This window comes from Thermoanaerobaculia bacterium (genome assembly GCA_035593605.1).
GTDB lineage: Bacteria > Acidobacteriota > Thermoanaerobaculia > UBA2201 > DAOSWS01 > DAOSWS01.
Genome location: DAOSWS010000016.1, coordinates 41968 through 66332, shown reverse-complemented (window position 1 = coordinate 66332; position 24365 = coordinate 41968). Strand labels below are relative to the sequence as shown.

Annotated in this window: 24 protein-coding genes and 1 tRNA gene; 12 read left to right on the top strand and 13 right to left on the bottom strand. The window is 55.1% G+C overall.

Going from position 1 to position 24365, the window contains the following annotated elements; genetic code table 11:
• Window positions 1-105: 105 nt before the first annotated feature.
• Together PLD04_09375 and PLD04_09370 are read right to left on the bottom strand one after the other, a co-directional pair.
• Window positions 106-441, bottom strand: a complete 336-nt coding sequence (locus PLD04_09375) for an STAS domain-containing protein (protein ID HXK68541.1) — start codon at window positions 439-441, stop codon at window positions 106-108.
• A complete protein-coding gene (locus PLD04_09370; protein HXK68540.1) occupies window positions 413-859 on the bottom strand; it encodes an ATP-binding protein in 447 nt (148 codons plus the stop codon). Before PLD04_09370 ends, PLD04_09375 begins: the two co-directional genes overlap by 29 nt.
• A gap of 115 nt (window positions 860-974) precedes the next feature.
• Between PLD04_09370 and PLD04_09365 the strand changes: the two genes are divergently transcribed.
• Window positions 975-1049 (top strand) — tRNA-Gln (locus PLD04_09365).
• A gap of 246 nt (window positions 1050-1295) precedes the next feature.
• On the opposite strand, the gene PLD04_09360 is transcribed toward PLD04_09365, so the two are convergent.
• From PLD04_09360 to groES, 11 genes are all read right to left on the bottom strand, one after another.
• Complete coding sequence (locus PLD04_09360) at window positions 1296-2759, bottom strand: efflux transporter outer membrane subunit (GenBank protein HXK68539.1); 1464 nt, start codon at window positions 2757-2759, stop codon at window positions 1296-1298.
• Between the two features lies 1 nt (window position 2760).
• A complete protein-coding gene (locus PLD04_09355; GenBank protein HXK68538.1) occupies window positions 2761-5940 on the bottom strand; it encodes an efflux RND transporter permease subunit in 3180 nt (1059 codons plus the stop codon).
• Between the two features lie 12 nt (window positions 5941-5952).
• Complete coding sequence (locus tag PLD04_09350) at window positions 5953-7146, bottom strand: efflux RND transporter periplasmic adaptor subunit (GenBank protein HXK68537.1); 1194 nt, start codon at window positions 7144-7146, stop codon at window positions 5953-5955.
• Between the two features lie 81 nt (window positions 7147-7227).
• The gene (locus PLD04_09345; protein HXK68536.1) at window positions 7228-7839 is read right to left on the bottom strand and encodes a TetR/AcrR family transcriptional regulator; all 612 of its coding nucleotides are present in this window, start codon (window positions 7837-7839) and stop codon (window positions 7228-7230) included.
• Window positions 7840-8030: 191 nt separating this feature from the next.
• Window positions 8031-9068: a phosphatase PAP2 family protein gene (locus PLD04_09340; protein HXK68535.1), complete on the bottom strand. Its 1038-nt coding sequence runs from the start codon at window positions 9066-9068 to the stop codon at window positions 8031-8033.
• A gap of 52 nt (window positions 9069-9120) precedes the next feature.
• Complete coding sequence (locus PLD04_09335) at window positions 9121-10419, bottom strand: pitrilysin family protein (protein HXK68534.1); 1299 nt, start codon at window positions 10417-10419, stop codon at window positions 9121-9123.
• The gene (locus tag PLD04_09330; protein HXK68533.1) at window positions 10398-11639 is read right to left on the bottom strand and encodes a pitrilysin family protein; all 1242 of its coding nucleotides are present in this window, start codon (window positions 11637-11639) and stop codon (window positions 10398-10400) included. The genes PLD04_09335 and PLD04_09330 overlap by 22 nt, the downstream gene beginning before the upstream one ends.
• The gene (locus PLD04_09325) at window positions 11636-12820 is read right to left on the bottom strand and encodes a hypothetical protein (protein ID HXK68532.1); all 1185 of its coding nucleotides are present in this window, start codon (window positions 12818-12820) and stop codon (window positions 11636-11638) included. The genes PLD04_09330 and PLD04_09325 overlap by 4 nt, the downstream gene beginning before the upstream one ends.
• Window positions 12817-15288: a DNA polymerase I gene (locus PLD04_09320; protein ID HXK68531.1), complete on the bottom strand. Its 2472-nt coding sequence runs from the start codon at window positions 15286-15288 to the stop codon at window positions 12817-12819. The genes PLD04_09325 and PLD04_09320 overlap by 4 nt, the downstream gene beginning before the upstream one ends.
• 132 nt (window positions 15289-15420) lie before the next feature.
• Complete coding sequence (groL, locus tag PLD04_09315) at window positions 15421-17049, bottom strand: chaperonin GroEL (GenBank protein ID HXK68530.1); 1629 nt, start codon at window positions 17047-17049, stop codon at window positions 15421-15423.
• Between the two features lie 12 nt (window positions 17050-17061).
• On the bottom strand, window positions 17062-17352 hold the full coding sequence (gene groES / locus PLD04_09310; GenBank protein ID HXK68529.1) for a co-chaperone GroES: 291 nt from the start codon (window positions 17350-17352) through the stop codon (window positions 17062-17064).
• Window positions 17353-17622: 270 nt separating this feature from the next.
• On the opposite strand from groES, the gene PLD04_09305 reads away from it, so the two are divergent.
• From PLD04_09305 to xerD, 11 genes are all read left to right on the top strand, one after another.
• A complete protein-coding gene (locus tag PLD04_09305) occupies window positions 17623-18330 on the top strand; it encodes a hypothetical protein (protein HXK68528.1) in 708 nt (235 codons plus the stop codon).
• On the top strand, window positions 18317-18583 hold the full coding sequence (locus tag PLD04_09300; GenBank protein ID HXK68527.1) for a 4Fe-4S dicluster domain-containing protein: 267 nt from the start codon (window positions 18317-18319) through the stop codon (window positions 18581-18583). Before PLD04_09305 ends, PLD04_09300 begins: the two co-directional genes overlap by 14 nt.
• A 24-nt stretch (window positions 18584-18607) precedes the next feature.
• Complete coding sequence (locus PLD04_09295) at window positions 18608-19696, top strand: 3-methyl-2-oxobutanoate dehydrogenase subunit VorB (protein ID HXK68526.1); 1089 nt, start codon at window positions 18608-18610, stop codon at window positions 19694-19696.
• Window positions 19693-20442: a thiamine pyrophosphate-dependent enzyme gene (locus PLD04_09290; GenBank protein ID HXK68525.1), complete on the top strand. Its 750-nt coding sequence runs from the start codon at window positions 19693-19695 to the stop codon at window positions 20440-20442. Before PLD04_09295 ends, PLD04_09290 begins: the two co-directional genes overlap by 4 nt.
• 1 nt (window position 20443) lies before the next feature.
• The gene (locus PLD04_09285; GenBank protein HXK68524.1) at window positions 20444-20989 is read left to right on the top strand and encodes a 2-oxoacid:acceptor oxidoreductase family protein; all 546 of its coding nucleotides are present in this window, start codon (window positions 20444-20446) and stop codon (window positions 20987-20989) included.
• Complete coding sequence (locus PLD04_09280; GenBank protein HXK68523.1) at window positions 20986-21174, top strand: hypothetical protein; 189 nt, start codon at window positions 20986-20988, stop codon at window positions 21172-21174. The genes PLD04_09285 and PLD04_09280 overlap by 4 nt, the downstream gene beginning before the upstream one ends.
• Window positions 21175-21185: 11 nt before the next feature.
• Window positions 21186-21611 (top strand): 4Fe-4S dicluster domain-containing protein, encoded by a 426-nt coding sequence (locus PLD04_09275; protein ID HXK68522.1) that lies wholly within the window; start codon window positions 21186-21188, stop codon window positions 21609-21611.
• A gap of 66 nt (window positions 21612-21677) precedes the next feature.
• Window positions 21678-22409 carry a PilZ domain-containing protein gene (locus PLD04_09270; GenBank protein ID HXK68521.1) on the top strand — a complete coding sequence of 244 codons (732 nt, stop codon included), beginning with the start codon at window positions 21678-21680 and terminating at the stop codon, window positions 22407-22409.
• A gap of 4 nt (window positions 22410-22413) precedes the next feature.
• The gene (locus PLD04_09265) at window positions 22414-22911 is read left to right on the top strand and encodes a cupin domain-containing protein (GenBank protein HXK68520.1); all 498 of its coding nucleotides are present in this window, start codon (window positions 22414-22416) and stop codon (window positions 22909-22911) included.
• Entirely contained in the window at window positions 22911-23480 is a 570-nt protein-coding gene (locus tag PLD04_09260) for an acyloxyacyl hydrolase (protein ID HXK68519.1), read from the top strand. Before PLD04_09265 ends, PLD04_09260 begins: the two co-directional genes overlap by 1 nt.
• Complete coding sequence (gene xerD / locus PLD04_09255) at window positions 23477-24364, top strand: site-specific tyrosine recombinase XerD (GenBank protein HXK68518.1); 888 nt, start codon at window positions 23477-23479, stop codon at window positions 24362-24364. Before PLD04_09260 ends, xerD begins: the two co-directional genes overlap by 4 nt.
• The last annotated feature ends 1 nt before the right edge of the window (window position 24365 follow it).

Sequence of the window (24365 nt, the reverse complement as noted above, 5' to 3'; positions counted from 1 at the left end):
CCCGATTATGTGCAATCCTTATGCCAGTAAATTTGCGTTCCACACGTCCTTTTCCCGGGACGACACAGGGGTTCATGTCCCATGGATGGGACGGGAAGGTCAGAGTCAGAAAGAGGTCAGAGCTTCCTTCTCATCCTCATAGACTTCAAATACGGTGATCAACTGAGTCATATGAAAGATGGCCATGGCACGCTCGGGCATATTGAGGAGCTTAAGGGCGGCGCCGCGATTTTTGGCGGTCGTATAGGAGGAGACCATTTCACCGATGCCGCCGGAATCGATGTTCTTCACCCTGGCCATGTCAATAAGAATCGACTTGCGATCTTTGTCGAGCAGGTCTTTAATCGTCTGACGGAGACTGACATCGCCGGATCCAGTTGTGAGTTTCCCGTCCAGACGGATGACCGATACGTTACCCTGTTCTTCGATGCGTATTTTCATTGCTTCCTCCCTGTGTCATGGTTTTAAAGAGTTGAACTTCCAGCCCGCCACTCTGGGTTCGGGTCATCTGGATTTTATTGACGATCTGCTGGGCGAGGTATAATCCCCGGCCGTGAGGCTTTAAAAGGTTCTGGGGAGAAAGAGCATCCGGAATCTTTGGGATTTCCGATCCCTTCCCCTCGTCGATGATTGTAGCCTTGACGAATTCACCATTATTTTCAACGGTAAGAAATACCTTTTTTTCGGGATCTCTTCCGTTTCCGTGGACGATAGCATTGATCAGAACTTCTCGGATTGCCAGGCAAAACCAGTAGATTTCATCTTCGTTCCAGTCCAGCGTTTCGAGAAACTGTTCGATTACCGATTCTGCCGTCTCCAGGACGCTTTCATCGCTGGCAAGATCCAGTTGAACTTTCACCCTCTTATCCTATCAGAACATGACGAGATGAACAAGAAAGACGAAAAGGTGCGATGCTGAGCCCCTGACTTCCCTTGACAAGGTATAGACCCTCACGTATAATGGCCCCGCTTGCTGGGGTGTCGTTCAACTGGCAGGACATTGGACTCTGGATCCAAGAATTGGGGTTCGAATCCCTGCACCCCAGCCATTGACAGCCAAAGAAACAAAAAGCTCCCTACCGGGAGCTTTTTCTTTGGCTATGGCTGGGGTGCAGGTCTTCTCACCCCTTTGGGGTAGGCTTACTGCCCACGCACCCTCCCGTTCGCCGCGCTTTCACTCAATGATACTGAGCTCAAGCGTCGAATCCCTGCTCCTCTCCCCGTACGATCTCCCTATCCCGAGTGAACGTGGGACATGTACTGGATACGTGTCCCCGGTTCATTCCGGAGTTCCGTTATTCGATTATCTCATCCCCCGCGGGCTCCGTCTTTTCCTCAGGATTTGCTCCCGTTTTTCCTCCGCCCAGCGCCTTGTACAGATTGATGTCGTTCACCTGGGAAGCGAGCCGGAGGGCGATCAGGCCCTTTTGCGCCGCGTACAGGGATCGTTGTGCGACGAGGACGCCCAGGTATCCATCGAGTCCGGCGTCGTAACGGGCTTTGGAGAGTTGAAAGGTCCGGTCCAGGGCCTCCACGAGTGATCTTTGAGCCTGGATCTGTTTTGCGAAGGATGCACGAAGAGTCAGGGTGTCACTGACTTCGCGAAACGCGGTCTGAATGGCCTTTTCGTATTCGGCCACGGCCATCTCACGGTCTACCCTGGCAGCTTTCAGCCGGGCCAGCTGCAGGCCTCCCGCGAAGATTGGAGTAAGGAGCTGAGGAGCAAAGGTCCAGGTCCCGCTTCCCGATGTGAAGAGGCCCGAGAGTTCCGGACTCATCGTCCCGAAACCTGCTGTCAGGGAAATCCGGGGAAAGAACGCGGCGCGTGCGGCACCGATATTTGCATTCATCGATTTCAGCAGGTACTCGGCCTGGAGAATGTCGGGACGCTGGAGAAGCACATCAGAGGGTATGCCGGGAGAAATGGCATGAAACCCGGACAGGTCCGGCAGGGATGCCGGCAGAAGGTCCGGATCGACGGTGGATCCAACCAGAAGATCCAGGGCGTTCTTATCCAGGGCCGTCAACCCTTCATACCTGGATACATCCAGCCGGGCGGCTTCGACCTGGCTAATGGCCTGGCTGAGATCGAGATCCGTCGCCAGCCCGAGGTCTCGACTTCTCTGAATCATGTCGAGGTATGTCTGCTGGGTCTTGAGAGTTTCCCGGGCCAGGGCCAGATTTTCCCGGTCCGATGCACAGGTGAGGTAGGTCTGGGCCACGGTTCCGATCAGAGAGATCCGGGCGGCGAGATGGGTCTGCTCCAGCGCGAAATACTGGTTCAAAGCCTTTTCTTTAAGGCTTCGGATTCGGCCGAAAAAATCCAGTTCCCACGATATGAACCCGACCTGAACCGAGTACTGCTCCACCGTCTCCGCGACGCCGTCTTCCGTCATCTGCTCCGGCAGGCGGTACTTCTCTCCCGTAACCTGCATTCCGAAGGATGGAGTCAGCTCTGAACGCTGGATTCGATAGAGAGCCCGGGCCTTTTCTATGTTGAGGGCTGTCAGACGGAGGTCTCGATTGTTCGCCAGAGCCAGCTCAATGACGGATTGAAGTTGCGGGTCCGAGTAATAGTCCATCCAGAAGCTGTCCGGAATGGGATGTTCCGGATTTGACACAGAGGCAGATCCTTCTGTTTCCGGCCAGGTGTCAGGGACCGGCGGTTCAGGGCGGACGTAGTCCGGGATCATCGTGCAGCCCGGAATCAGGATCATGATTGCGACCAGGATGAATGAGGATAGGAATCGGTTTTTCATCTTACTGCTCCCTCGGCGCTATGCCGGGTGATGTTTCGTAATCCGGAGGATAAGGCTCCTTCCCTTTTCGCCCGAAGATGCGGACAACAAGGACATAGAAAAGGGGTATAAAAAAGATAGCCAGGAAGGTGGCCGTCACCATTCCGCCGAAGACGGCGGTACCGATGGCGTTCTGTGCCCCGGCGCCGGCTCCGGAGGCCAGTGCCAGAGGAAGAACGCCGAAGCCAAAGGCCAGTGATGTCATGACGATGGGACGCAGTCGAAGACGGGCGCCTTCCAGCGTGGCCTCCAGCAATCCCATGCCCTCTTCCATGCGGAACTTTGCAAACTGGACGATCAGAATGGCGTTCTTCGTCGTGAGGCCCAGGACCGTCAGGAGACCGATCTGGAAGTAGATATCGTTGGGAAGACCGCGCAGAGATGTGGCTGCGATACTGCCGATGACGCCCAGGGGGAGAGCCAGCATGACGGAGATGGGAACGGTCCAGCTCTCGTAGAGGGCCGCCAGGACCAGGAAGATGACAAAGATGGAGAAGGCGTAGAGGAGCCCGGCCTGGGACTGGGCCATCCGCTCCTGGTAGGACATGCCAGTCCACTCGTGGCCGAAGCCCTTGGGAAGCTTTGAGGCGATCTCTTCCATTGCCTCCATGGCCTCGCCGGAACTGTGCCCCGGAGCCGCCTCTCCCTGGAAATTGAGGGAGGGGAAGCTGTTGTACCGTTCCAGACGGGGAGAACCGGAGATCCAGTGGCCGGAAGCCAGTGCGGAAAAGGGCACCATGGATCCGACCATGTTCCGGACGAAGAGCCGGTCGATATCCCCCGGAAGCATCCGGAAGGGAGCGTCCACCTGGGCGTAGACGCGCTTGACGCGTCCATTGTGGATGAAGTCGTTTACATAGGCACTTCCAAAGGCGGCGGCCAGCTGCATCTGGGCCGCACTCACGGGAACCCCCATGGCACCGGCCTTTTCCCAGTCGATTTCCACCTGGTACTGGGGAACGTCATCCATACCGTTGGGGCGAACGGAGGTGAGCCGCGGGTCCTGCATGGCCATCCCCAGGACCTGGAGCCGTGCCTTCATCAGGGCTTCGTGTCCAAGACCGCTTCGATCCTGAAGCATGAAATCAAAGCCGGTGGAGGTCCCCAGCTCGATGATCGACGGGGGCGGGAAGGCAAAGGCACGGGCGTTCGTCAGGGACATGAGGAATCCCATGGCCCTCCCCGCGACGGCCTTGACGCGGAGATCGTCCCTCTGGCGCAGGTTCCAATCCTTCAACATGACGAAGGCCATAGCCTGGTTCTGGCCCTGGCCGGAGAAGCCGAATCCGGTAATGGCCATGACGGACTTGACCGCCTCCTTCTGGTCCACCAGAAAGTGGTGCTGGACCTTCTCCATGACTTCCTGGGTCTGCTCCAGTGTTGATCCCACGGGAAGCTGAACCATTGTCAGGAGGATCCCCTGATCTTCGTCGGGGAGGTAAGAGGTGGGCATCCGGAAAAAGAAGAAACCGGTCAGGACAACGATGAGCAGGAAGACAACGACGTAGCGCGCCCTGCGTCCCAGGATGTGGCCGACAGCGGCCTGGTACAGGTCCCGTAACCGGTGAAAGGTCCGGTCAAACCAGAGAAAGAAGGGACGGAAGAGGAAGAAGGCCCCCTCGGCAGCCGCATGGCCTTTCCCTGTCGGTTTCAGGAGGGAAGCGCAGAGAACCGGCGTCAGGATAAGGGCCACCAGAACGGAGAGGAGCATCGAGGCGATGACGGTGGCCGAGAACTGGCGGTAGATGATGCCGGTGGAGCCGGGGAAGAAGACCATGGGACCGAAGACCGCGGAGAGAACCATGCCGATTCCGACAAGGGCGCTTGTGATCTGGTCCATTGATTTTCTTGTGGCCTCCAGGGGCGGTAGACCTTCCTCCTCCATGACCCGCTCCACGTTTTCGACGACGACGATGGCGTCGTCCACAAGGAGGCCGATGGAGAGAACCATGGCGAACATCGTCAGCATGTTGATGGAGAAGCCCAGAAGGGCCAAAACGCCGAAGGTACCCAGGATGACCACCGGGACGGCGATGGTGGGAACCAGCGTGGCCCGTATGTTGCCCAGGAAGAGGTACATGACCAGAAAGACGAGGATGATGGCTTCGATGAGGGTCTTAAAGACCTCCTCGATCGCCACCTTCACAAAGGGGGTCGTGTCATAGGGGTAGACCACTTCCATGCCGGGCGGGAAGTAATGGGAAAGTTCCTTCATCTTCTCTTTAATTGCGTTGGCGGTGTCCAGGGCGTTGGCGCCGGGCTGCTGGCGCACGGCGATGCCTCCCACCGGTTGCCCGTTGTACTTTACCGAGACTTCCTGGAAATCGGTCCCCAGCGCGGTCCGGCCCACGTCTCTCACCCGAACGACAGAGCCGTCCGGGTTGGTACGGAGGGGGATGGCGGCGAATTCTTCCGGTGTCTTGAGAAGAGACTGGACGAGAATGGAGGCGTTGAGGCGCTGGCCGGGAACCGCCGGGCCGCCGCCGAACTGGCCCGCGGAGACCTCCACGTTGTACGAGCGGATGGCCGTAACCACATCGCTGATCGTCATGGAATACTTGGTCAGTTTTTCAGGGTCGAGCCAGATTCTCATAGCGTACTGGGACCCGAAGACCTCCGCCTCTCCTACGCCCGGGACGCGTGCCAGGACGGACTGAACCTGGGAATGGAGGTAATCGTTCAGGGCGTTCTGATCGTGGCTTCCGTCAGGGGATGTGAGCCCGACGATGATCAGGTAGTTGCGCGTCGACTTAGCCACAGAGATGCCCTGGCGCTGCACCACTTCGGGAAGCATGGGCATCGCCAGCTGAAGCTTGTTCTGGACTTTCGACCACGCGATATCGGGATCGGTTCCCGCGGCGAAGGTGAGGATAATCTGGCCTCGTCCTGAAGATTCACTGGTGGAAGACATATAGATCATCCGGTCCAGGCCCGTCATCTTCTGCTCAATGATCTGAATGACGCTGTCTTCCACCGTCTTGGCGGATGCGCCGGGATATATGGCGGTAATGGAGATGGAGGGCGGAGCCACCGGGGGATACTGGGAGATGGGAAGGTTGTAGATGGCCAGGGCTCCGGCCACCATCATGGCGATGGCGATCACCCAGGCGAAGACCGGTCGGTCGAGAAAGAATCGTGCCATGGAGGTCCTCCTCTACTCCGATTCCGGTGAACTGCTATCGGTCGGTTGTTCGGGTTTCGGGGCGTTCTCCTCAGGAGCGAAGGGGACGGCCGTCACCGGGGAACCGGGCCGTACGTTCTGTCTTCCTTCCACGATCAGGCGATCGCCAGGGGTGAGACCTGCGGTGACCAGCCATCGGTCCCCGATGGCGCGGTCCAGTTTCAGCGACCTTACCTCCACCGTGTTTTCCGCGTTGACCAGGTACGCGATGGGATCTCCCGACGCGTCGCGGGTGATTCCCTGCTGCGGTGCCAGGATACCCTCCGCCATCGTTCCTTCCTGGATGATGGCTCGGACGAACATTCCGGGCAGGAGCGCATGGTCAGGATTGGGAAATACCATTCGCAGACGAACGGAACCGGTCGTGGGGTCGACAGTCACGTCCCGGAATTTCAGGGTTCCTTTCCTTGCATAGGGAGTACCGTCCTCCAACAGAAGCCGCACGACGCGGCTTTCCGTCCCTTCAGCGAGATCGCCGTTATTACGTGCGTTATTGAACTTCATCAGTTCCGTTGTGGCTTGAGGAACATCTACATAAATCGGGTCAAGCTGCTGAATGACGGCCAGAGGCATCGGCTGATATGCGGTCACCATGGCCCCGATGGTTACCATGGAACGTCCGATCCGGCCTGAAATCGGGGCGGTGATGGGGGTATAGGAAAGGTTGATCCTCGCGCTCTCCAGCGCGGCACGGGCCGCTTTTGCGTTGGCTTCCGCCATACGGAAAGCCGCCTCAGCATCCTCGGCGTCCTGTTCTCCCACGGCTCGGACCGCCACCAGTTCCCTGAGACGTTCCGAACGAGATCGTAAGGCGGGAAGATTGGCTTCGGCGACGCTCAGTGCCGCTTCGGCCTGATTATAGACCGCCTGGTAGGGTTCCGGATCGATACGGTAGAGAAGGCTCCCGGCCTGGACATCGGCACCCTCCGTGAAGGCCCTTTCCAGGATGATTCCATTGACTCTGGGTCGGATTTCTGCAACCAGATAAGCTGATGTGCGCCCGGGCAGTTCTGTCTCCAGTGTTACAGGTTCCGGTTGGATCGTCACGAAGGATACCTGGGGGGGACCCATAGCCATCGGCTGCTGTTGTTTGCAGGCGGTCATCATGAAAACCGCAGTGAGCAGTCCAAAAAATGTAGTCGTAAGAAGTGTCCTGGAGTGGTTCACGTTCATCCTCCTGTTGTTCGTTTCCGTGCTGGGGACGGGGTGTTTTGCGTGATAACGGTAGTGCATGTCGATTTGTGCTCTCTAAGCGTCGGCCCGGGGCATAGCGCCGTGGAAAAAGACCTCCAGAAAGAGACGGGCCGTCTCTTCTACCGGGGTCGTGTCCCCGATGTTGATCCTGTAAGTGACGACACCGGTGAGAGACTCCACGAAGAAGTAAGCCAGTCCGCGGGGGTCGAGAGGCCGGAATATTCCCCTGTGGACGCCTTCCTCAATGATGTGGACGATGTTTTCGATGAACCCGAGGTACTCATTGTCCCTGTACTTGTGAGATGGAGCCTTCAAACCTTCCATGTGGAGGACCCGGAGAACCTCGCGGTTCCGGTCGCAGTAGGAAAGAAACCTTGTGGCAATGTAATCCAGTTTTGTCTCCGGGGAGAGGTCGCTGGAGAAGATCTCCTGAATCGCTTCCTTTAACGGCTGCATCGATTCGTTTTTCGCCATGGAGAGCATCTCGTCTTTGTCCTTGAAGTAGCTGTAGATCGTCGCCTTGGTTATCCCCGCTTCTTCGGCCACCCGATCCATCGTGAGAGAATTCACTTCACCGCGGTTCAGCAGTCGGACGACGGCCTCCATTATGAACTGGCGCCGAACCTGCTTCCATGGCTTTTCCGTTTCCGGAAGTAAGGGTGTCATTGTATGTTCTCCGTGTGAATGAATGGGGTGTAAATTATGCTGAACAGTATAATATTAATACTTAACGTTATTTTTGTCAATCCCTGCAGCATGCCCACGGTCCAGCTCAGTTTGATCAGCAGTGGATAACGCCGTAACGGGGAAAGTATCAGGATGTTGTGTTCATCATGGAGACGAATTCGCTCCTGGAATCATGACGCCCGTTCCCGGGTTTTTCCGGAGTCGGCATCGGCCTGCGAAGTGGACTGCTCACGTTTTTCGCTGGCTATCCGGAACGCGAACCAGGCCAGGACAGCCAGCAGGATCCCGGCGTATCCATCAACGGCATAGTGCCAGCCTGTAGCCAGGGACCCGATAAAGGTAAGAAAGGTCATGCTCAAAAAGAGGATGGAAAGACTGCGACTCCGGCGCCAGAACAGGAGAGTGAAAAATGCGTGAGCTGCCACATGAAGGCTTGGAAAGGCTGCAATTCCATACCCGGGATTGAACGGCTTCTCTATGGTCCCCGTTTTTCGGGCTCTCATCACCCTGTCATAGTTGTCCTTCAGCGTGGTCTGTGTGCTCCGGGAGATGGCCAGCTCTCCCTGATAGGCCTGATAGAGGGCCGGACGTTCATAACACGGTCCCATGGAAGGAAGGGTCAGGTAGAGCCAGCCTCCAAGGCCCCATACAATCGCATATCCCAGGGCGAAAGCCAGTCGAAAGCGGATTTCACGGTGGACCGAACAGAGTCCAAAAACCAGAAGAACGGAGGGAAGATAGATTTTTCCGTAGTAGAGGTCGATCAGGTGAAGAAGGCCGGCACGGTGGAGGAGTTCAGGAACTGCAGCAAAGGGCGCGAGACCCATGTGAACCCGGATGTCCAGTTTCCACAGGAAGAGGTCTGCGGTGGAAGCCGCAGTCAGAGGGATGGTCAGTTTGATCCATACATATCCGTACATGAGAATCACGGCACCGAGTAGAATCCGGGCCGCAACCAGAAGAGATGTCGGTGAGAAGAAGGTTCGAAGATAATCCCCGAGGTCTTTCCGAATGGCTGCAAGGCCGATTGTCAGAAGCAGCCCTGCCGCCATATAGAGCAGGAAGAGGGGAAGGCTGACCTTTGCAACATTCGTGAATGTCCGAACCGTCAGACCGATCCCGTGAATTCGCAAAAAAAGAACGGTGGCCAGCAGGTTCAGGAGGATAAAGAGTTCAAAGGGAAAGATTCTCCAATTCCGGGGTGTCATCTCCAGCCCCGATCCGGAAGGTGCCCCGGGGGACGGGGTGTTGTGGCAGACGTTACGATGCGAATTCCAGCCATCGGTGTCTCCGGTAGTGGCTCAGACAGGAAGGCAGATTGGATTCGTTCGGAACAGCTACAACCTGGATCGGAAGAGTGGAGGGGAGAGCCTGAAGCGCCCTCTGAATCTCTTCCAGCTTCAAAGCCCGGACTCTGTCGGGAAATTCCAGAACCGTCTCCAGGGGGACTCCCAGGGCATACTGCCGCAGCAGGTGGGATCCCAGTTCCGGGGTGCTGTCCCAAAGGAGTGGAAAGGCATGGATAAACGAATCCACCGTTTCCTGAAATTCCGCATCGCTGAGTCCTCGTGTACGAAGGAGGGTGTATTCTTCGGACAGAATCGTCAGCACGGATTCAAGCATCGCTGTGTTGACCGATGTCTGAAGACTGAAAAACCCGCAATCACGAAGAGTGTGATAGGCCCCGTGAATCCCGTACGTGCCCCCCAGTTCGACCCGCAACTTTGTCATCAGCCTGGAGGAAAATCCGCCCTCCAGCCATGCATAGAGGCCGATGCGGAGAGGAAGGTACAAAGATTCGGTCCGCGGAACCGTGGGAATAATGGCATGAAGTGCCGCCTGCTGGAGGGACGGTCTGTGAAGCAGGCGACGGGTCGGCTCCGCCCGTGGAGCAGGAAGAATGGCCGAGCCGAAAGATGTGTGCAGGGTCCCGAACCATCGACAATAGAGTTCACGAAGCCGGGCGTGGGAAGCCGGACCGGAGAAAAATACAGCCAGAGGACCCCGGCGCATCAGCATTTCCCAGAACTGTCTGCAGTCCTGGAGCTTGATTCGCCCCACTGTTTTCGGTCGGGCCTGCTGGCTGAGCGGATGGCCGGGACCAAAATAGGCCGTGCGTGCATGGGCCTCAGTTACGACGTCGGGATCCTGATCCAGAATCTGGAAGTTTGCACGGAGCTTTCGTTTCTCCCTGGCCAGATCTCTTTTCTGAACCGTGGGTTCGGTAAGGATCTCCCTGAGAAGAGACAGGCATTCATCCACATGATCTTCCATGAAGACCATGGTGACGATGGATGTTTCTTCCATGGTGTCACTGTCCACGATGGCGCCGAGTCGATCGAGATTCCGCTGCAGTTCTGTACGGGAATGACGCAACGTTTCTCTTCCCAGAAGGGGAAGGGCAATCTGAGATAGACCCTCCAGTCCGACGGCTTCATCTGCCGACCCTGCAGGAAAGAGAAAACCGATCTGGAAACAGGGAGGAAACTCCGATTCCGCGGTGATCAGGAAAGAACCGGAAGAAAGCAGGGACCAGTTCAGTTGCCGGCGCGTGACCATCGGGCCTTCAGGTTGATCGTTGTCCAGCGGGCCTGCTGGAGCTGGCGAAAGGTCTCATGGATTCTGTCATAGGAAAGAGTCGAAAAGGTTTCATCATCACGAAAAAAAGCATCAGGATCATCTCGCATGACAACACAATCTCCAAGGCGGGTCGCCTTCTTTTCTGTACCCATAAGCTGGGAGGCCAGGGAAATGCGAATCCGTCCCCGGATCTCTTCCAGATCTTTCGGTGAAAAGGGCGTGGGTCCCTCCATGATCCTGGAAAGTTCTCCTGCGGCATTTCTGAATCCCAGAAAGGGGAGAACAGCGAGGTAGACAAAGAAGAGATGGCCGGCACGGGTCGGGTAGTGAAACGTACCGGCATGAATGACTCCCATGCGTTTTCGTTCGATTCGCCGTCTCATGACGGCAGTTTCTCCATCTCCAAGGAGAAGGTTCAAGGCTTGAAGAGAATGGAAGTTTTCCGGATTCCTGGACAGATAGTACACCCGGCAATGGAGGTGGACGCGAATGGGGGATCGATCGGTGATGAGGGACGGAGGATTCTCCGGAAAGGGGGGGATGTCCGGAGCGGGATCTCCCGGTCGTTGATGGGAATCAAATGCTGATTCGGCCGCTTCCCGGAGCACCTGGAAGGAGTGGGGCCCGGCTGTGATCAGCGTTGCATTGGCTGGATGGTAGTAACGATGGTAGAACTCTGCCAGGTCTTCCCGGGAAAAGGATTCGACCTGCTCCGGGATTCCGGCCGGATCGATGGCATAGGGATGGCCCTGAAAGATGGTTCTGCGTATCGATTGGAGGGCTCTTGTGACGGGCTGGTTAAGGATCCGTTCACTGTACTCTTCGAGTACGACGCCCCGCTCTTTGAGAAAGTGGCCCTCCGGAAAGGCCAGGTTTGTCATCCGGTCGGCTTCCAAATGAATGGCCCGAAGCCCGTGTTCCGCGGGAAGCGTCTGAAAGTAGACGGTCACGTCTTCTGTGGTGAAGGCGTTGGACTGGCCTCCCAGCCTCTGGATCGTCCTTGCATGCTCTTCGGGACCCACGGAATCCGTTCCCTTGAACATCATGTGCTCCAGAAGATGGGCAATTCCTCTCTTGTTTTCCGGCTCGTGCGCACAGCCGATACGATACCAGACCTGAACACTTGCGGCCGTTGCGGCCGGGTCCTCCAGGTGGTACACCTGAAGTCCGCAGGAGAGAGAATCGCTGTGAAGCCTCATCGAGGAAGAATCGTAATGGTAGATCTCTCGGAGGATTCCAGGTCGGGACCCGAAAGGCTGTAGAGCAGTTCGATGTCAACCATGAGATAGCTGGCGACCGGTCGGCCCCCGGCACCCGATGGTGCAAATGTCCAGGTTTTAAGAACCTCCCGGAGGGCGGGAATGGCTGCGGGTATGGAAGCCTCGGTTGCTCTGAACTGGACAATTTTCCCCGAAGCATTCAGCATGGCCACGCCCTGAAATGTTCCCCGTGTATCCATGCTGTCAAAGTTCACCTTGACACGTTTGACAGCCGTGGGGGTGTCCAGCGATTCCGGACCCAGAAAGGTGCTTCCACCGGGAAGAGAATCTGCCTCGGGTACGTAACGTTCCTGAATGAAATCGGGTATGGGGTCCGATTCCAGCACGGGCCGGACATTGGCGCGAATAATCTTGATCCCTTTTAATTTCGAGGATAGATGGAGGCGGTAGGCTGCAACGGACGGGACCGGTCTTCCACCCTTTGTTCCCGGCTCGATTTTCCATTTTAAACGGGCATAGGAGAGCAGGGCACGGTCATATACCGGGAAGTCGGAAAAAACGGTTCCGATGTTTTGGATCGTTCCATTCTGATCCACGGTAAAGGCGACCACGATTTCACCGGAAATATCCATGCTTCCCGGAAAATCCCGCTCCAAGAGCTCCGGGTTTTTATCCAGGGGAATAGAAAAGGGAGAGTGTTGAGACAGAGGAAGAGGTTCAAGCACCAGATCAGGAAAGGTGATTTCCGGGAGGGCAACCTCTTCCCGGGGAAGATCGATGGAAGGAAATTCGAGGGTGGCCGGACTCTGCTGGTCCAGAAGATTATTTCTGAGCTGGGCGATTTCAAAGAGTTCGACAAATCCGGGCGGATAAATATTTACATCGGCCTGAAGGCGAGGATTAAGGGTCAGGGCGTTTTCCAGGGAAGTGATGGCGTCCCGGCTTTTGTCGAGGGCGTACTGACAGTAGCCCGATCGAAACCAGGCTTCCGCGCGCACGGCGTCATCCGTCGAAGTGACGGCAACACGCTGGTACAGCTTCAGGGCATCGGAATAGTTGCCGCTGTTATAGGCCGTGTCAGCATCCCGAAAGGGTTCCTGAGCGTAGATTCCCGCCAGAAAGCTCATCCATACCATGGCGATCAAAAGCGTTCGTTTCATTTCACCTCTTCCCAGTGAGCGCCCACACCCACATCCACTTGAAGGGGAACGTGCAATGTGACGACGCTCTCCATAATAGACTTGACCCTCTTCCCGATTTCCCCGGCGATTGATTCGGGGACTTCAAGAAGGAGCTCATCGTGTACCTGGAGAACCATCTTAACATCTTGCGAGTCCCGAAGGATATCCCTCCATACCCTGACCATGGCCATCTTGATAATATCCGCCGCCGTTCCCTGAAGAGGTGCGTTGATGGCCATTCGCTCCGCATTGGACCGAATATTGAAATTTGAGCTGTGAATTTCCGGGAGTCGGCGTAATCGTCCTTTCAGCGTCCGGACCAGGCCGGTGTTTCGGGTTTCCTCCATTACTCCATCGAGATAGGATCGAATCCCCGGAAATCCTTCGAAGTAGGCCGTAATGAAATCCTGGGCCTCTTCCCTTGAAATTCCCATCTGCGTACTTAATCCGTGAGCGCTCATGCCGTACAGAACACCGAAGTTGATCGTCTTGGCCCGTCGTCGAAGATCCGGGGTGACCTCCTCTTCGCTTATATGAAAAACCTTGGCGGCCGTGGCCGTATGGATGTCGGCCCCTCGCCGGAAAGCCTCAAGGAGAACGGGATCCTCTGAAAAGTGGGCCAGGAGACGGAGTTCGATCTGGGAATAGTCGGCGGCGACAAGAAGCCTCCCCGGAGGAGCTGCAAATGCGCGGCGAATTTCCCTCCCCAGCTCTGTACGAATCGGGATGTTCTGGACATTGGGATCTGAGGAAGATAATCTCCCGGTGGCGGTGGTGGTCTGGTGAAAGGTGGTATGCAGGCGTCCGCGGGAATCCAGCAGTTTTGGAATGGGTTCGACATAGGTTCCGCTTAATTTGGCAAGTTCCCGGTATTTCAGGATCAGGGCGGGAAAGGCGTGGCCGCGGCTGATGAGATCCTGAAGAGCCTGTTCTCCTGTGGATAGCTGTTTGGTTTTCGCAGTTTTTACTCCGGAGGGCCGAAGACCCATTTCCTCATAAAGAATCTCCCGCAATTGTTTCGGCGAATTTATGTTAAAGGGATGTCCGGCCAGGTCGTAGATTTCCTTCTCAAGCTCTCCCATCTGTTTTGCGATTCGGTCTCCCAGTTCATAGAGAATTCCAGTGTCGACATAGACACCATCCGCCTCCATGGCCGAAAGAATGGAAATCAGGGGCAGCTCAATCTCTTCATAAAGAGCAAAAAGTCCTTCCTCTTTGAGGGAATGCAGGAGAATCGGATAGAGTTCCAGGATTACGGGAGGGATATGGTGTACCTCTCCCCGTCCCAGGTAGCGGGACGCAAGATCGGTTATCCCGAGTCCGGCCCGTCCAGGATCGAGCAGATAGGCCATCAGTTCGATGTCGTGAATGGGGACACCTCCGGACTCTCTGGGATGCAAAACCGTACCGTAGAGGTCCTTGGCGTGAAAAGTTATCCATGAGATGTTCCCCTTATTGGCCTGGGTCTTCCAGATGTCTCTGGAAAAACTGTAAAGAATGTCAGGGGATGGTGAGAGACAGATTTCGCTGCCGTCTTTCACGATGGCGGCATGGTCGATTCCGCGCCAGTCAGGGGGGCCTTCGACCTCACGGATTGTACGGGTTTCGGAGGACTCCAGTTTCCGTGCGAGGGAGGTGAAATCCAGGCGTAAATAGAGTTCCTTCAGGACATCCATATCTGGACGGGTCAGGGCCAGGGCATCTTCTTCTACCGAAAGGGGAAGGTCTCTCCGCAGAGTGGCCAGATCTCTGGAAAGAAACGCCTGGTCCCTTCCCTCGGCCAGCTTTCTCCCCGTCGCACCCTTGATTTCATCCAGGTGACTGTAAATTTCCTCAAGGGTTCCGTAAGACTGAATCAGGGTCTGGGCCCCCTTTTCTCCAATCCCCCTGACCCCGGGAATATTGTCCGAGCTGTCCCCCAACAATGCCTGATATTCCGTCATGCACGATGAGGGAAATCCCATTCTGGCCTCAAAGGATGCCGGAGTGACGACTTCCCCCCAGGATGTGTGATAGAGGTGAATTTTGTTGGAGAGAAGCTGCATCAGATCCTTGTCGGATGACACAATTAGAACGTGATCTCCACGATCTGCCGTCTGAGTTGCCAGGGTCGCGATCACGTCATCCGCTTCGAAATCTTCCATTTCAAGAACGGGAATGGTCATGGCTCCCAGAATTTCCTTGATCAGGGGAACCTGAGGGCGCAGATCGTCCGGCATCGGTTTCCTGGTGGATTTGTAAGGCGGGTAGAGGTCGGATCGGAATGTTTTCCGGGCGACGTCAAAGGCTACACCGCAGTGATCGGGCGAAAAATCATCCAGGATTTTATGGAGGATCTGAACGAATCCGAAGACGGCATTTGTGGGTGTTCCGTCCCTGGCGGAGAGATGTCGAATCGCATAGTAGGCGCGATAGAGGCTGGAGTGGCCGTCAATAAGTACAAGCACGGAAAGAATTATAGCAGAGGGATTCCTCCCTGCGTTCAGGGTCATAGTAATTGAGATCCGGCGATAAGACTCATAAAAATGGCCCCCTCTGGCGAGGGGGCCGGGCAAAGCTGTAAGGTGGGGAAGGTTCGATTAATACATGTCACCGCCGGGCATGGGCGGAGTCTTCTCTTCCTTATCCTCTTTAATCTCGGAAACAAGAGCTTCGGTCGTCAGGAGCAGTCCTGCGATAGAAGCGGCATTGTACAGAGCGTTCTTGGTGACCTTGGCAGGATCAACGATGCCGGCCTTCATGAGGTCTTCCACAACTTCGGTCTGAGCATTGAAACCTACGGATCCCTTCTTGCCCTTGATCTCATTCACAATCACGCTGCCTTCGAGGCCGGTGTTGTTCACGATCCACCGCAGGGGTTCTTCGAGGGATTTCATGACGATTTTGACGCCCTGATGAACGTCGCCTTCGGTTGCTAACTTTTCGAGAATCGGAATGGCACGCAGAAGGGCGACACCACCGCCGGGCACGATGCCTTCTTCCACGGCTGCCTTGGTGGCATGCATGGCGTCTTCGACCCGCGCTTTCTTTTCCTTCATCTCGGTTTCCGTAGCGGCTCCAACCTTGATCACTGCGACGCCGCCAACGAGCTTGGCAAGTCGTTCCTGCAGTTTTTCCCGATCATAATCCGAGGATGTCTCGTCAATCTGGGCCTTAATCTGCTTCACCCGACCGGCGATAGCTTCCTTGCGGGCTTTATCCGAGGTGTCAACGACGATCGTTGTGTCTTCCTTGGTGATCGTGATCTTCTTTGCATGGCCAAGGTCATCCCACTTGACGTTTTCAAGCTTGATGCCCAGATCTTCACTGATGAGCTTACCGCCGGTGAGAATGGCGATGTCTTCCATCATGGCTTTGCGGCGATCGCCGAATCCAGGGGCTTTCACGGCACAAACATTCAATGTTCCGCGAAGCTTGTTGACCACGAGCGTGGCAAGGGCTTCACCTTCCACATCTTCGGCAAGGATGACAAAGGGTTTCCCCTGGCGGGCCACCTGCTCAAGGATGGGAAGCAGATCCTTCATGTTGGAGATCTTTTTCTCAAAGAGAAGGATGACGGCATTGTCCAGAGCGCATTCCATCCGCTCGGGATCGGAGACGAAATAGGGAGAAAGGTAACCGCGGTCAAACTGCATGCCTTCCACAACTTCGAGGGTGGTTTCCAGTCCCTTGGCTTCTTCCACGGTGATCACGCCGTCTTTTCCAACCTTGTCCATGGCCTGGGCGATCGTCTGACCGATCTCACTGTCGTTGTTGGCGGAAATGGTTCCGACAAAAGCGATCTGCTCACTGGTTTCGACGGGCTTGGAAAGATCGTCGATCGCCTTCGTGGTTTCCTTCACAGCCAGCTCGATTCCGCGCTTGAGGTCCATGGGGTTGGCTCCGGATGCGACCATCTTGAGCCCTTCCCGGTAGATCGCCTGGGCAAGAACCGTAGCGGTCGTGGTCCCGTCCCCGGCTACGTCACTGGTTTTTGAGGCCACTTCTTTCACCATCTGAGCGCCCATGTTCTCCAGCGGATCCTTTAACTCGATCTCTTTGGCAACGGTGACACCGTCTTTGGTGATGGTGGGGGAGCCAAACTTCTTTTCAAGAATGACGTTGCGCCCCTTGGGACCGAGGGTTACCTTCACCGCGTCGGCCAGCTTGTTCACGCCGCGGAGGATTGCCTGTCGTGCATCTTCACTGTAAATAATCTGTTTCGCCATGATAGCCTCCTTTTACTTTTCAATAATGGCGAGGACTTCATCTTCCCGCAGGATGACGTAATCTTCCCCGTCGATCTTAATGTCGGTGCCGGCATACTTGCCGAGAAGGATTCGATCCCCTTTCTTTACATCCAGGGGAATCCTCTTTCCGTTCTCATCCATCTTTCCGGAACCTGCCGCGATGACTTCACCTTCCATCGGCTTTTCCTTTGCCGTGTCGGGAATAATGATTCCGCCACGCATTTCCTCTTCGGGCTCGAGGCGCTTGACCAGGATGCGGTCATAGAGGGGTCTGACTTTCATTTTCATACCGTGCTCCTTTCTCAACAGATAGTGGTTTTCATTTTGTTAGCACTCGATCCGGGTGAGTGCTAAGCAAAGGATAGTGATTTTATATTTTCATGTCAAGGGGGCGTAGGTGATAGTGTGCATAGATCTTATAGTGCATCTATAAGATATATTCTAACAATTGTAATTAGAGACATTAACATTATGCCGTGCGGGTCCTTTGAATTCTTGAAACACCGGAGTCGGCGAATTGAATTTTACCCCCCGGTATGGTAAGGTGACCGGATGCTTACGCGCGTTTCGATCCTGGTCGGACATTTTGGAAGCGGAAAATCTGAGATTGGGATTAATCTTGCGCTGAAAGAAAATGAGATTGAGAATGATGTTTATTTCGTTGATCTGGATATCGTCAAACCCTTCTTTCGATCCCGTATGGTAAGAAATTTTCTTGTCTCCACCGGAGTCTCCATGATTATTCCTTCCGGGGAGAGAGTATATGCCGATCTTCCGATTGTCATGCCGGAAATTCGGGGTGTGCTGCAGAATGGATCATCCAGGGTTGTGATGGATGTGGCTGGAGATGCTGACGGATGCAGGGTTCTTTCATCCTTTCACGACGTTTTAAACAACCTGGACCTTGAACTCTTGATGGTCGTGAACCACTCCCGTCCCCGGACTTCGGATATCGATGGAAACCTCGCCATGATCCAGTCCATAGAAGCGACCAGCCGATTGAAGGTGACCGGGATCATTGCCAATACCCATCTTATGGATGAAACCACCCCGGATGTGGTTCTCAACGGCTTTCACATTACCAGGAAATTTGCCGAGCTGGCAGGTTTACCGATACAATGGGTCGTGGCCAAGGAAGAGATTGTTCGACAGTTAGACCCGAGCAGCTTTTCCTGTCCAATCCTTCCGATCCGTACCTTTATCCGGCCGCCCTTCGGGGCTCAAGTGAAAGGCTTTATACGACCCTCTGTGGTCGCTTAATAGAAAGGAGGAAGCCGGCATGCCGAAAGTCACCATCGATCCAAACCGGTGCAAGGGGTGCGAGCTCTGTGTGAAGGCCTGCCCCGAACAGATTCTGGCCATGGGCAAGGAATTGAATGTCAAGGGGTACTTTTACGCAAAGGTTGTCGAACAGCCGCGATGCATCGGATGCAGGATCTGCGGCATTGTCTGTCCCGACGCTGCGATTGAGGTCGCCGTGCTGGGGACAACCTACAAGTACTTTCCGTACTGATACCAATTTCAGGGAGGCAAGGGTATGGCCAAAAAACTGTTAAAGGGTGCGGAGGCAATCGGCGAAGCTGCCATCATGGCGGGTTGCAGACTCTTCTTCGGCTATCCGATCACCCCGCAAAACGAGATCCCGGAATACATGTCCCTCCGTCTGCCCCAGGTCGGGGGCACCTTTGTGCAGGCGGAAAGTGAAGTTGCCGCGTCGAACATGCTCTATGGTGCAGCCGGATCGGGGGTTCGTGTTTTCACCTCGTCCTCGTCCCCCGGGATTTCCCTGATGATGGAAGGGTTATCCTACATCGCGGGCGCAGAGCTTCCGTGCGTCATTGTGAACATCATGCGCGCAGGTCCGGGTCTGGGTGGAATTCTTCCCGCGCAGGGTGATTATTTTCAGGCTACCAAGGGGGGAGGCCACGGAGACTATCGATGCATCGTGCTGGCTCCATGGTCCGTCCAGGAGGCCGCGGATCTGATCCAGGACGCATTTGATCTTGCCGATTATTACAGGAATCCCGTTCTGGTTGTAGGCGATGCCCTCATCGGGCAGATGATGGAACCCGTCGAATTTAAGGAGGGGCGTAAACCCTGTAAACCTTTGAAACCCAAGGATTGGGCCACGACAGGAAATGTCGGACGCAAGCCCAATATCATCAATTCCCTGATTCTCGATCCGGAGGCACTCGAGCAGCACAATCGGAACCTCAAGGCCAAGTACGACAGGATCGAAAAAGATGAAATCCGATTCAGCACCCAGTATGCTGACGGGCCCTATGATGTCCTGCTGGTTGCCTACGGCACACCGGCCCGCGTCTGCCTGACCGCTGTCGAAGAACTCCGGGAACGGGGAATCAAGACTGCCCTCTTCCGCCCTGTGACGCTCTACCCGTTTCCTTACGACGATCTTCGAAAAATTGCCAGGAAGGCCAAAGCCGTTCTTACCGTGGAATTGTCCACGGGGCAGATGGTGGAGGATGTAAAGTACGCCGTGAAGGATGACCTTCCTGTCCATTTTTACGGGCGCCAGGGGGGTATTCTTGTCACTCCGGACGAGGTCATCCATGAAATCGAAACCATTCTGAAACCGGTGAAAGCCAAGAAGGGGAGGAAGGCATGAACACTCACACCATTTTTGAGCGTCCCGAATCCCTCATGCCTGTGATCACCCATTACTGTCCCGGGTGCACGCATGGAACGATCCATCGGCTCGTGGCTGAGGTCATGGATGAGCTGGGAGTCCGGGAGCGTACCGTTGGAGTGGCTCCCGTGGGCTGCTCCGTTCTGGCCTATGATTATTTCAACTGTGACTTTCACGAAGCATCCCACGGCAGGGCGCCTGCGGTTGCCACAGGAATCAAACGAGGACACCCCGAACTGATTGTCTTTACCTACCAGGGAGATGGAGATCTTGCTTCCATCGGAATGGCAGAGATTGTCCACGCAGCAAACCGCGGAGAAAAGTTCACGACCATCTTTGTCAATAATGCGATTTACGGTATGACGGGCGGACAGATGGCGCCCACTACCATGCCCGGACAGGTGGCGACGACATGTCCTCTGGGAAGGGATGTAAATCTGGCCGGATATCCCATTCGAGTGGCTGAACTGCTCTCTTCGTTGCGAACCCCTGCCTTTATTGCTCGAACCTCTGTTCATAATGCAATGGAAACGGTGAAGGCAAAAGCCATGATTAAAAAGGCCTTCGAATATCAGGTGAAGGGAACATGTTTTTCGATGGTCGAGGTTCTCTCGACCTGCCCGACCAACTGGGGAATTTCTCCAACCGAGTCCCTGAACTGGCTGGAGGCCAATATGCTCCCGTACTACAAACTGGGCATCTACAAGACTCCGGAGGAGGGCTGACATGCAGACCGATATTATTATGGCCGGTTTTGGAGGTCAGGGAATCCTTTTAATCGGAAAGATGCTTGCGTATGCCGGCATGCAGGAAGGGAAGGAAGTCTCATGGCTTCCATCCTACGGTCCCGAGATGAGGGGAGGAACCTGCAATTGCACGGTAGTTGTATCCGACCATCCGGTTGGATCACCGGTAGTGCGCTCCCCAAAAGTGGTGATCGCCATGAACCGTCCGTCACTGGATAAATTTGAGCCCATGATCCGAAAAGACGGGCTTCTCCTGATCAACTCGTCCCTGATTGACCGGAAGGCTGAACGCAAAGACCTTGATGTCCTCTACATCCCTGCCAACCAGATTGCCATCGAATGCGGAAGCCCCAAGGCGGCCAATATGGTCGCTCTGGGTGCCCTTGCAGGGAAAACGGACATGGTGACCATCGAGAGCCTCAAGGCCACAATCGATGAAACCTTTGCAGGAAAAGATAAGATCATCCAGTTGAACTACAAAGCCCTCGATCGAGGTTATGCGCTGGGAAAAGGAGGGAAAGCATGACCACTCCCGAGAAAAAATCCCTGAAGACCCCCACTCACTGTGAGGCCTGCGGAAAACCGACCTGGACTGCGGCGTACGGAAAGTACTTTGTGGAAAAGTGCAACATTCCGATCGAGTATTTCACACTCTGTGACGCCTGCAAGCGGGAGAAATATGCCCGTAAGTTCGCAGAGTTCTTGAAGTAGGGGAGGAGACGATGAAACTCTATACCGTTACCGTTGATAAATGCATCGCATGCGGCAAGTGTGAACTGGCCTGCGGTTTTGCCCATGGAAAGGATGGAAAAGCGGGGCAGACCCGTATCAACATCATCCGTCGCGGTGTTGAAGCCGGTACGCCGATCGTATGTTTTCAGTGCGTCGATGCCGCCTGTGTGAAATCGTGTAACTCCAACGCTCTGATTCGTAATGAAGCCACGGGAGCAATTGATGTGGATTACAGCAAGTGTAAGAACTGTAAATCCTGTGTCGCCGCATGTCCCTTCGGGAACATGAAATGGGACGACGATTTCAGAATTGTCCACAAATGCGATCTTTGCGGCGGAGATCCACAGTGCGTCCCCTTCTGTCCCACTGGAGCTCTTGAGTACGTTACGATTCCCTCGGAATCCAAGAGCGCCTGAGGCGCATGTCCAATCGGAGCCTTCCCTTCCGAATCGTGTAGGGAACGGGTAAAAGAGATTCCGGCTATGGAAGAGTCCAGAATCCGAGAGACGAGAATCCTGCTGGCCGGCATGATCAGCCCTCTTCAGGATCCTCTCCCGGGCCTCCTTTCCCGCTCGACATTCCAGACAGAACGGCCGGACACGCTTGCCGACTCGCTGGAACTTGCACGGAAGGAACATTTTGACCTGATCATTCTCGGAAACCTGAGAGGAAGAGATCAGCTTGAGGAGTCTCTCAACATTCTTCGCTGTGAGGGGTCTCCCTCCCGTTCCAGTTCCATCGTGGCCATGGTCCCTGAAGACCAGGTGACATTCCATCGAGAATTTCTCGGGAAAGGGTTGAACGAAGTGATTTCCGAGAGTACCAGCCTTGACAAACTGGAACGGATCATCGCAAACCTTACCCACATTGCACCGCGTATTTCAAGCCGAATTCTTATCACGCTCCATGTTCAGATGAGTTATCGAAAAGGGGTACTCTTCTGCCAGACTGTGAATCTTTCCCGGTCGGGCATGCTTGTCCGGACTCCGATCTATTATCCGGTTGGTACACGGGTCGATTTTCAATTCCGACTACCGGATTCTCCAATTGATATCGCCGGGGAAGCTGCTGTAGCACGCCATGCAGATTCGCAGCGGGAGGGCTTGAAGGGTATGGGTATGATATATGAAGACCTGGATCCGTCCACCCGTTCTCACTTTTACCAGTTCCTTGATCGGGGTTACGACCAGGGGAAGCTGGCACGTCCGTCCTGAGGGTATGAATGTTTCCAGACTTCTCGAGCTTTTGAACCTTGAGCCTCTTCCCGGTGAAGGGGGCTTTTACCGGGAAACCTATCGTTCTGCGAGCACATGGATTTCGGATGGGAAACCCCGCAGACCCCTTTCGACAGCGATCTATTTCCTCCTGACTCCCGGGACCCCGTCCCGAATCCACCGACTTCCCTTTGACGAGGTCTATCACTTTTATCTTGGGGATCCCGTCGAGCTGCTCCTCCTGGGACCCGGGGAATCTGAAATCATGCTTCTGGGAAACGATCTATTCGAAGGCATGCAGCCGCAGATCTGTGTCCCTGCAAACACCTGGCAGGGCTCCAGAGTCCGCGAAGGGGGGACATTCGCTCTTCTGGGCACAACCATGGCTCCCGGATTTCACTTTCAGGACCTGGTTCTCGGTGAAAGAGATGATCTTCTCCAGAAATACCCCGATCGTTCCGAACTCATCCAGGCTCTCACCTGCGAAGGAAAGAAACCTTGATGCGTCTGGTTCTTGTTCTGATTCTGATGGCCGCACCTCTGCAAGCACTGGATTTCTCTTCCAGGGATTCGTTTTTTCAGGTTACCCTCAGCCGGGGCTGGACGTCCCTATGGTTTACGGGAGATATTGACGAACCCTCCCGGGTCATGGAGTTCAGCGCGGGTCGGGGTTGGAAACTCAGTCCATTCTGGGACCTGTACTTCACATTCGACGGCCATTCCTTCGATATTGAAGGATACGGGGATTCATATTCCATTGGATTCGCTTCACGAATCCGATATCGTAACAGGCGTTTTTTTGCCGAATTCGGAATCGGTCCCATGGTGAACAATATCCCGGTTACTTGGTTTGAATATCCCTTTAAATGGACACCCCAGATGCGGCTGGGACTGACGATCGTAAAAAATAAGGATATGGAAATCCTGGCTCACTACGGACTGGCCCATTACAGTCACAGCCTGATCAGCCGTGCCAGCAACAAGGGGTACGATACCCATCGGGTGGGTGTCAGCGTTGTGATCCCCCTGCCTGATCCGGGGGCCCTTTCTTTCGATCGGTCAGACCGATGAACTGGGACGAAGCGATCGCGATCTTTCAGGACCACCTCGGGCTGGAGCGGGGGCTTAGTAAAAATACGGTAGAAAGTTACATTCGTGACCTGGGCAAACTCAGGAAATGGGGGGAACGAGCCAGGGTCACCCCGTCCGGGATTGATGAAACCGGAGTGAGGGAGTTTTTTCGATCTGCACGCCAGGATCATCTTGCCCCCAGGAGCCTGGCCCGCCTGCTTTCCAGCATGAGATCGTTCTTCCGTTTTCTTGTTGTCATGGATCATCGTGCCGACGATCCCACAGATACCGTGGAATCTCCCAAACTTTGGAAGGTATTGCCTAAATTTCTTACGCCTGAAGAGGTGGAAAACCTTCTCTCGGCTCCAAAAATCGGCACAATGAAGGGGATTCGTGACCGGGCCATGCTTGAGGTTCTCTATGCCACGGGAATGAGGGTTTCCGAGCTCACCGGGCTTCATCTGGATATGGTCATACTGGATCCGGGACTGGTTCGAGTCATGGGAAAGGGAGGGAAGGAAAGGATCATTCCCCTTGGAACCCAGGCGATACAATGGCTGGGTCGATACCTGGAAGAGGCCCGCCCCCGTCTCAACCGCCGGCTGAGGGGAGAGGTCTTTCTGAGTAATCGAGGGACCCCGCTCACCCGGCAGGCATTCTGGAAGCTGATCAAGGGTTATGCACGCCAGGCCGGCCTGACGAAACCACTCTCACCCCATGTAATCCGCCATTCCTTTGCCACCCACCTGCTGGAGAACGGTGCGGACCTGCGTTCTCTCCAGATGCTGCTGGGCCATGCGGATATTTCCACAACCCAGATCTATACCCACATTACGCAGGAACGTCTTAAGCGGATCTATCTCCAGCACCATCCAAGAGCCTGAT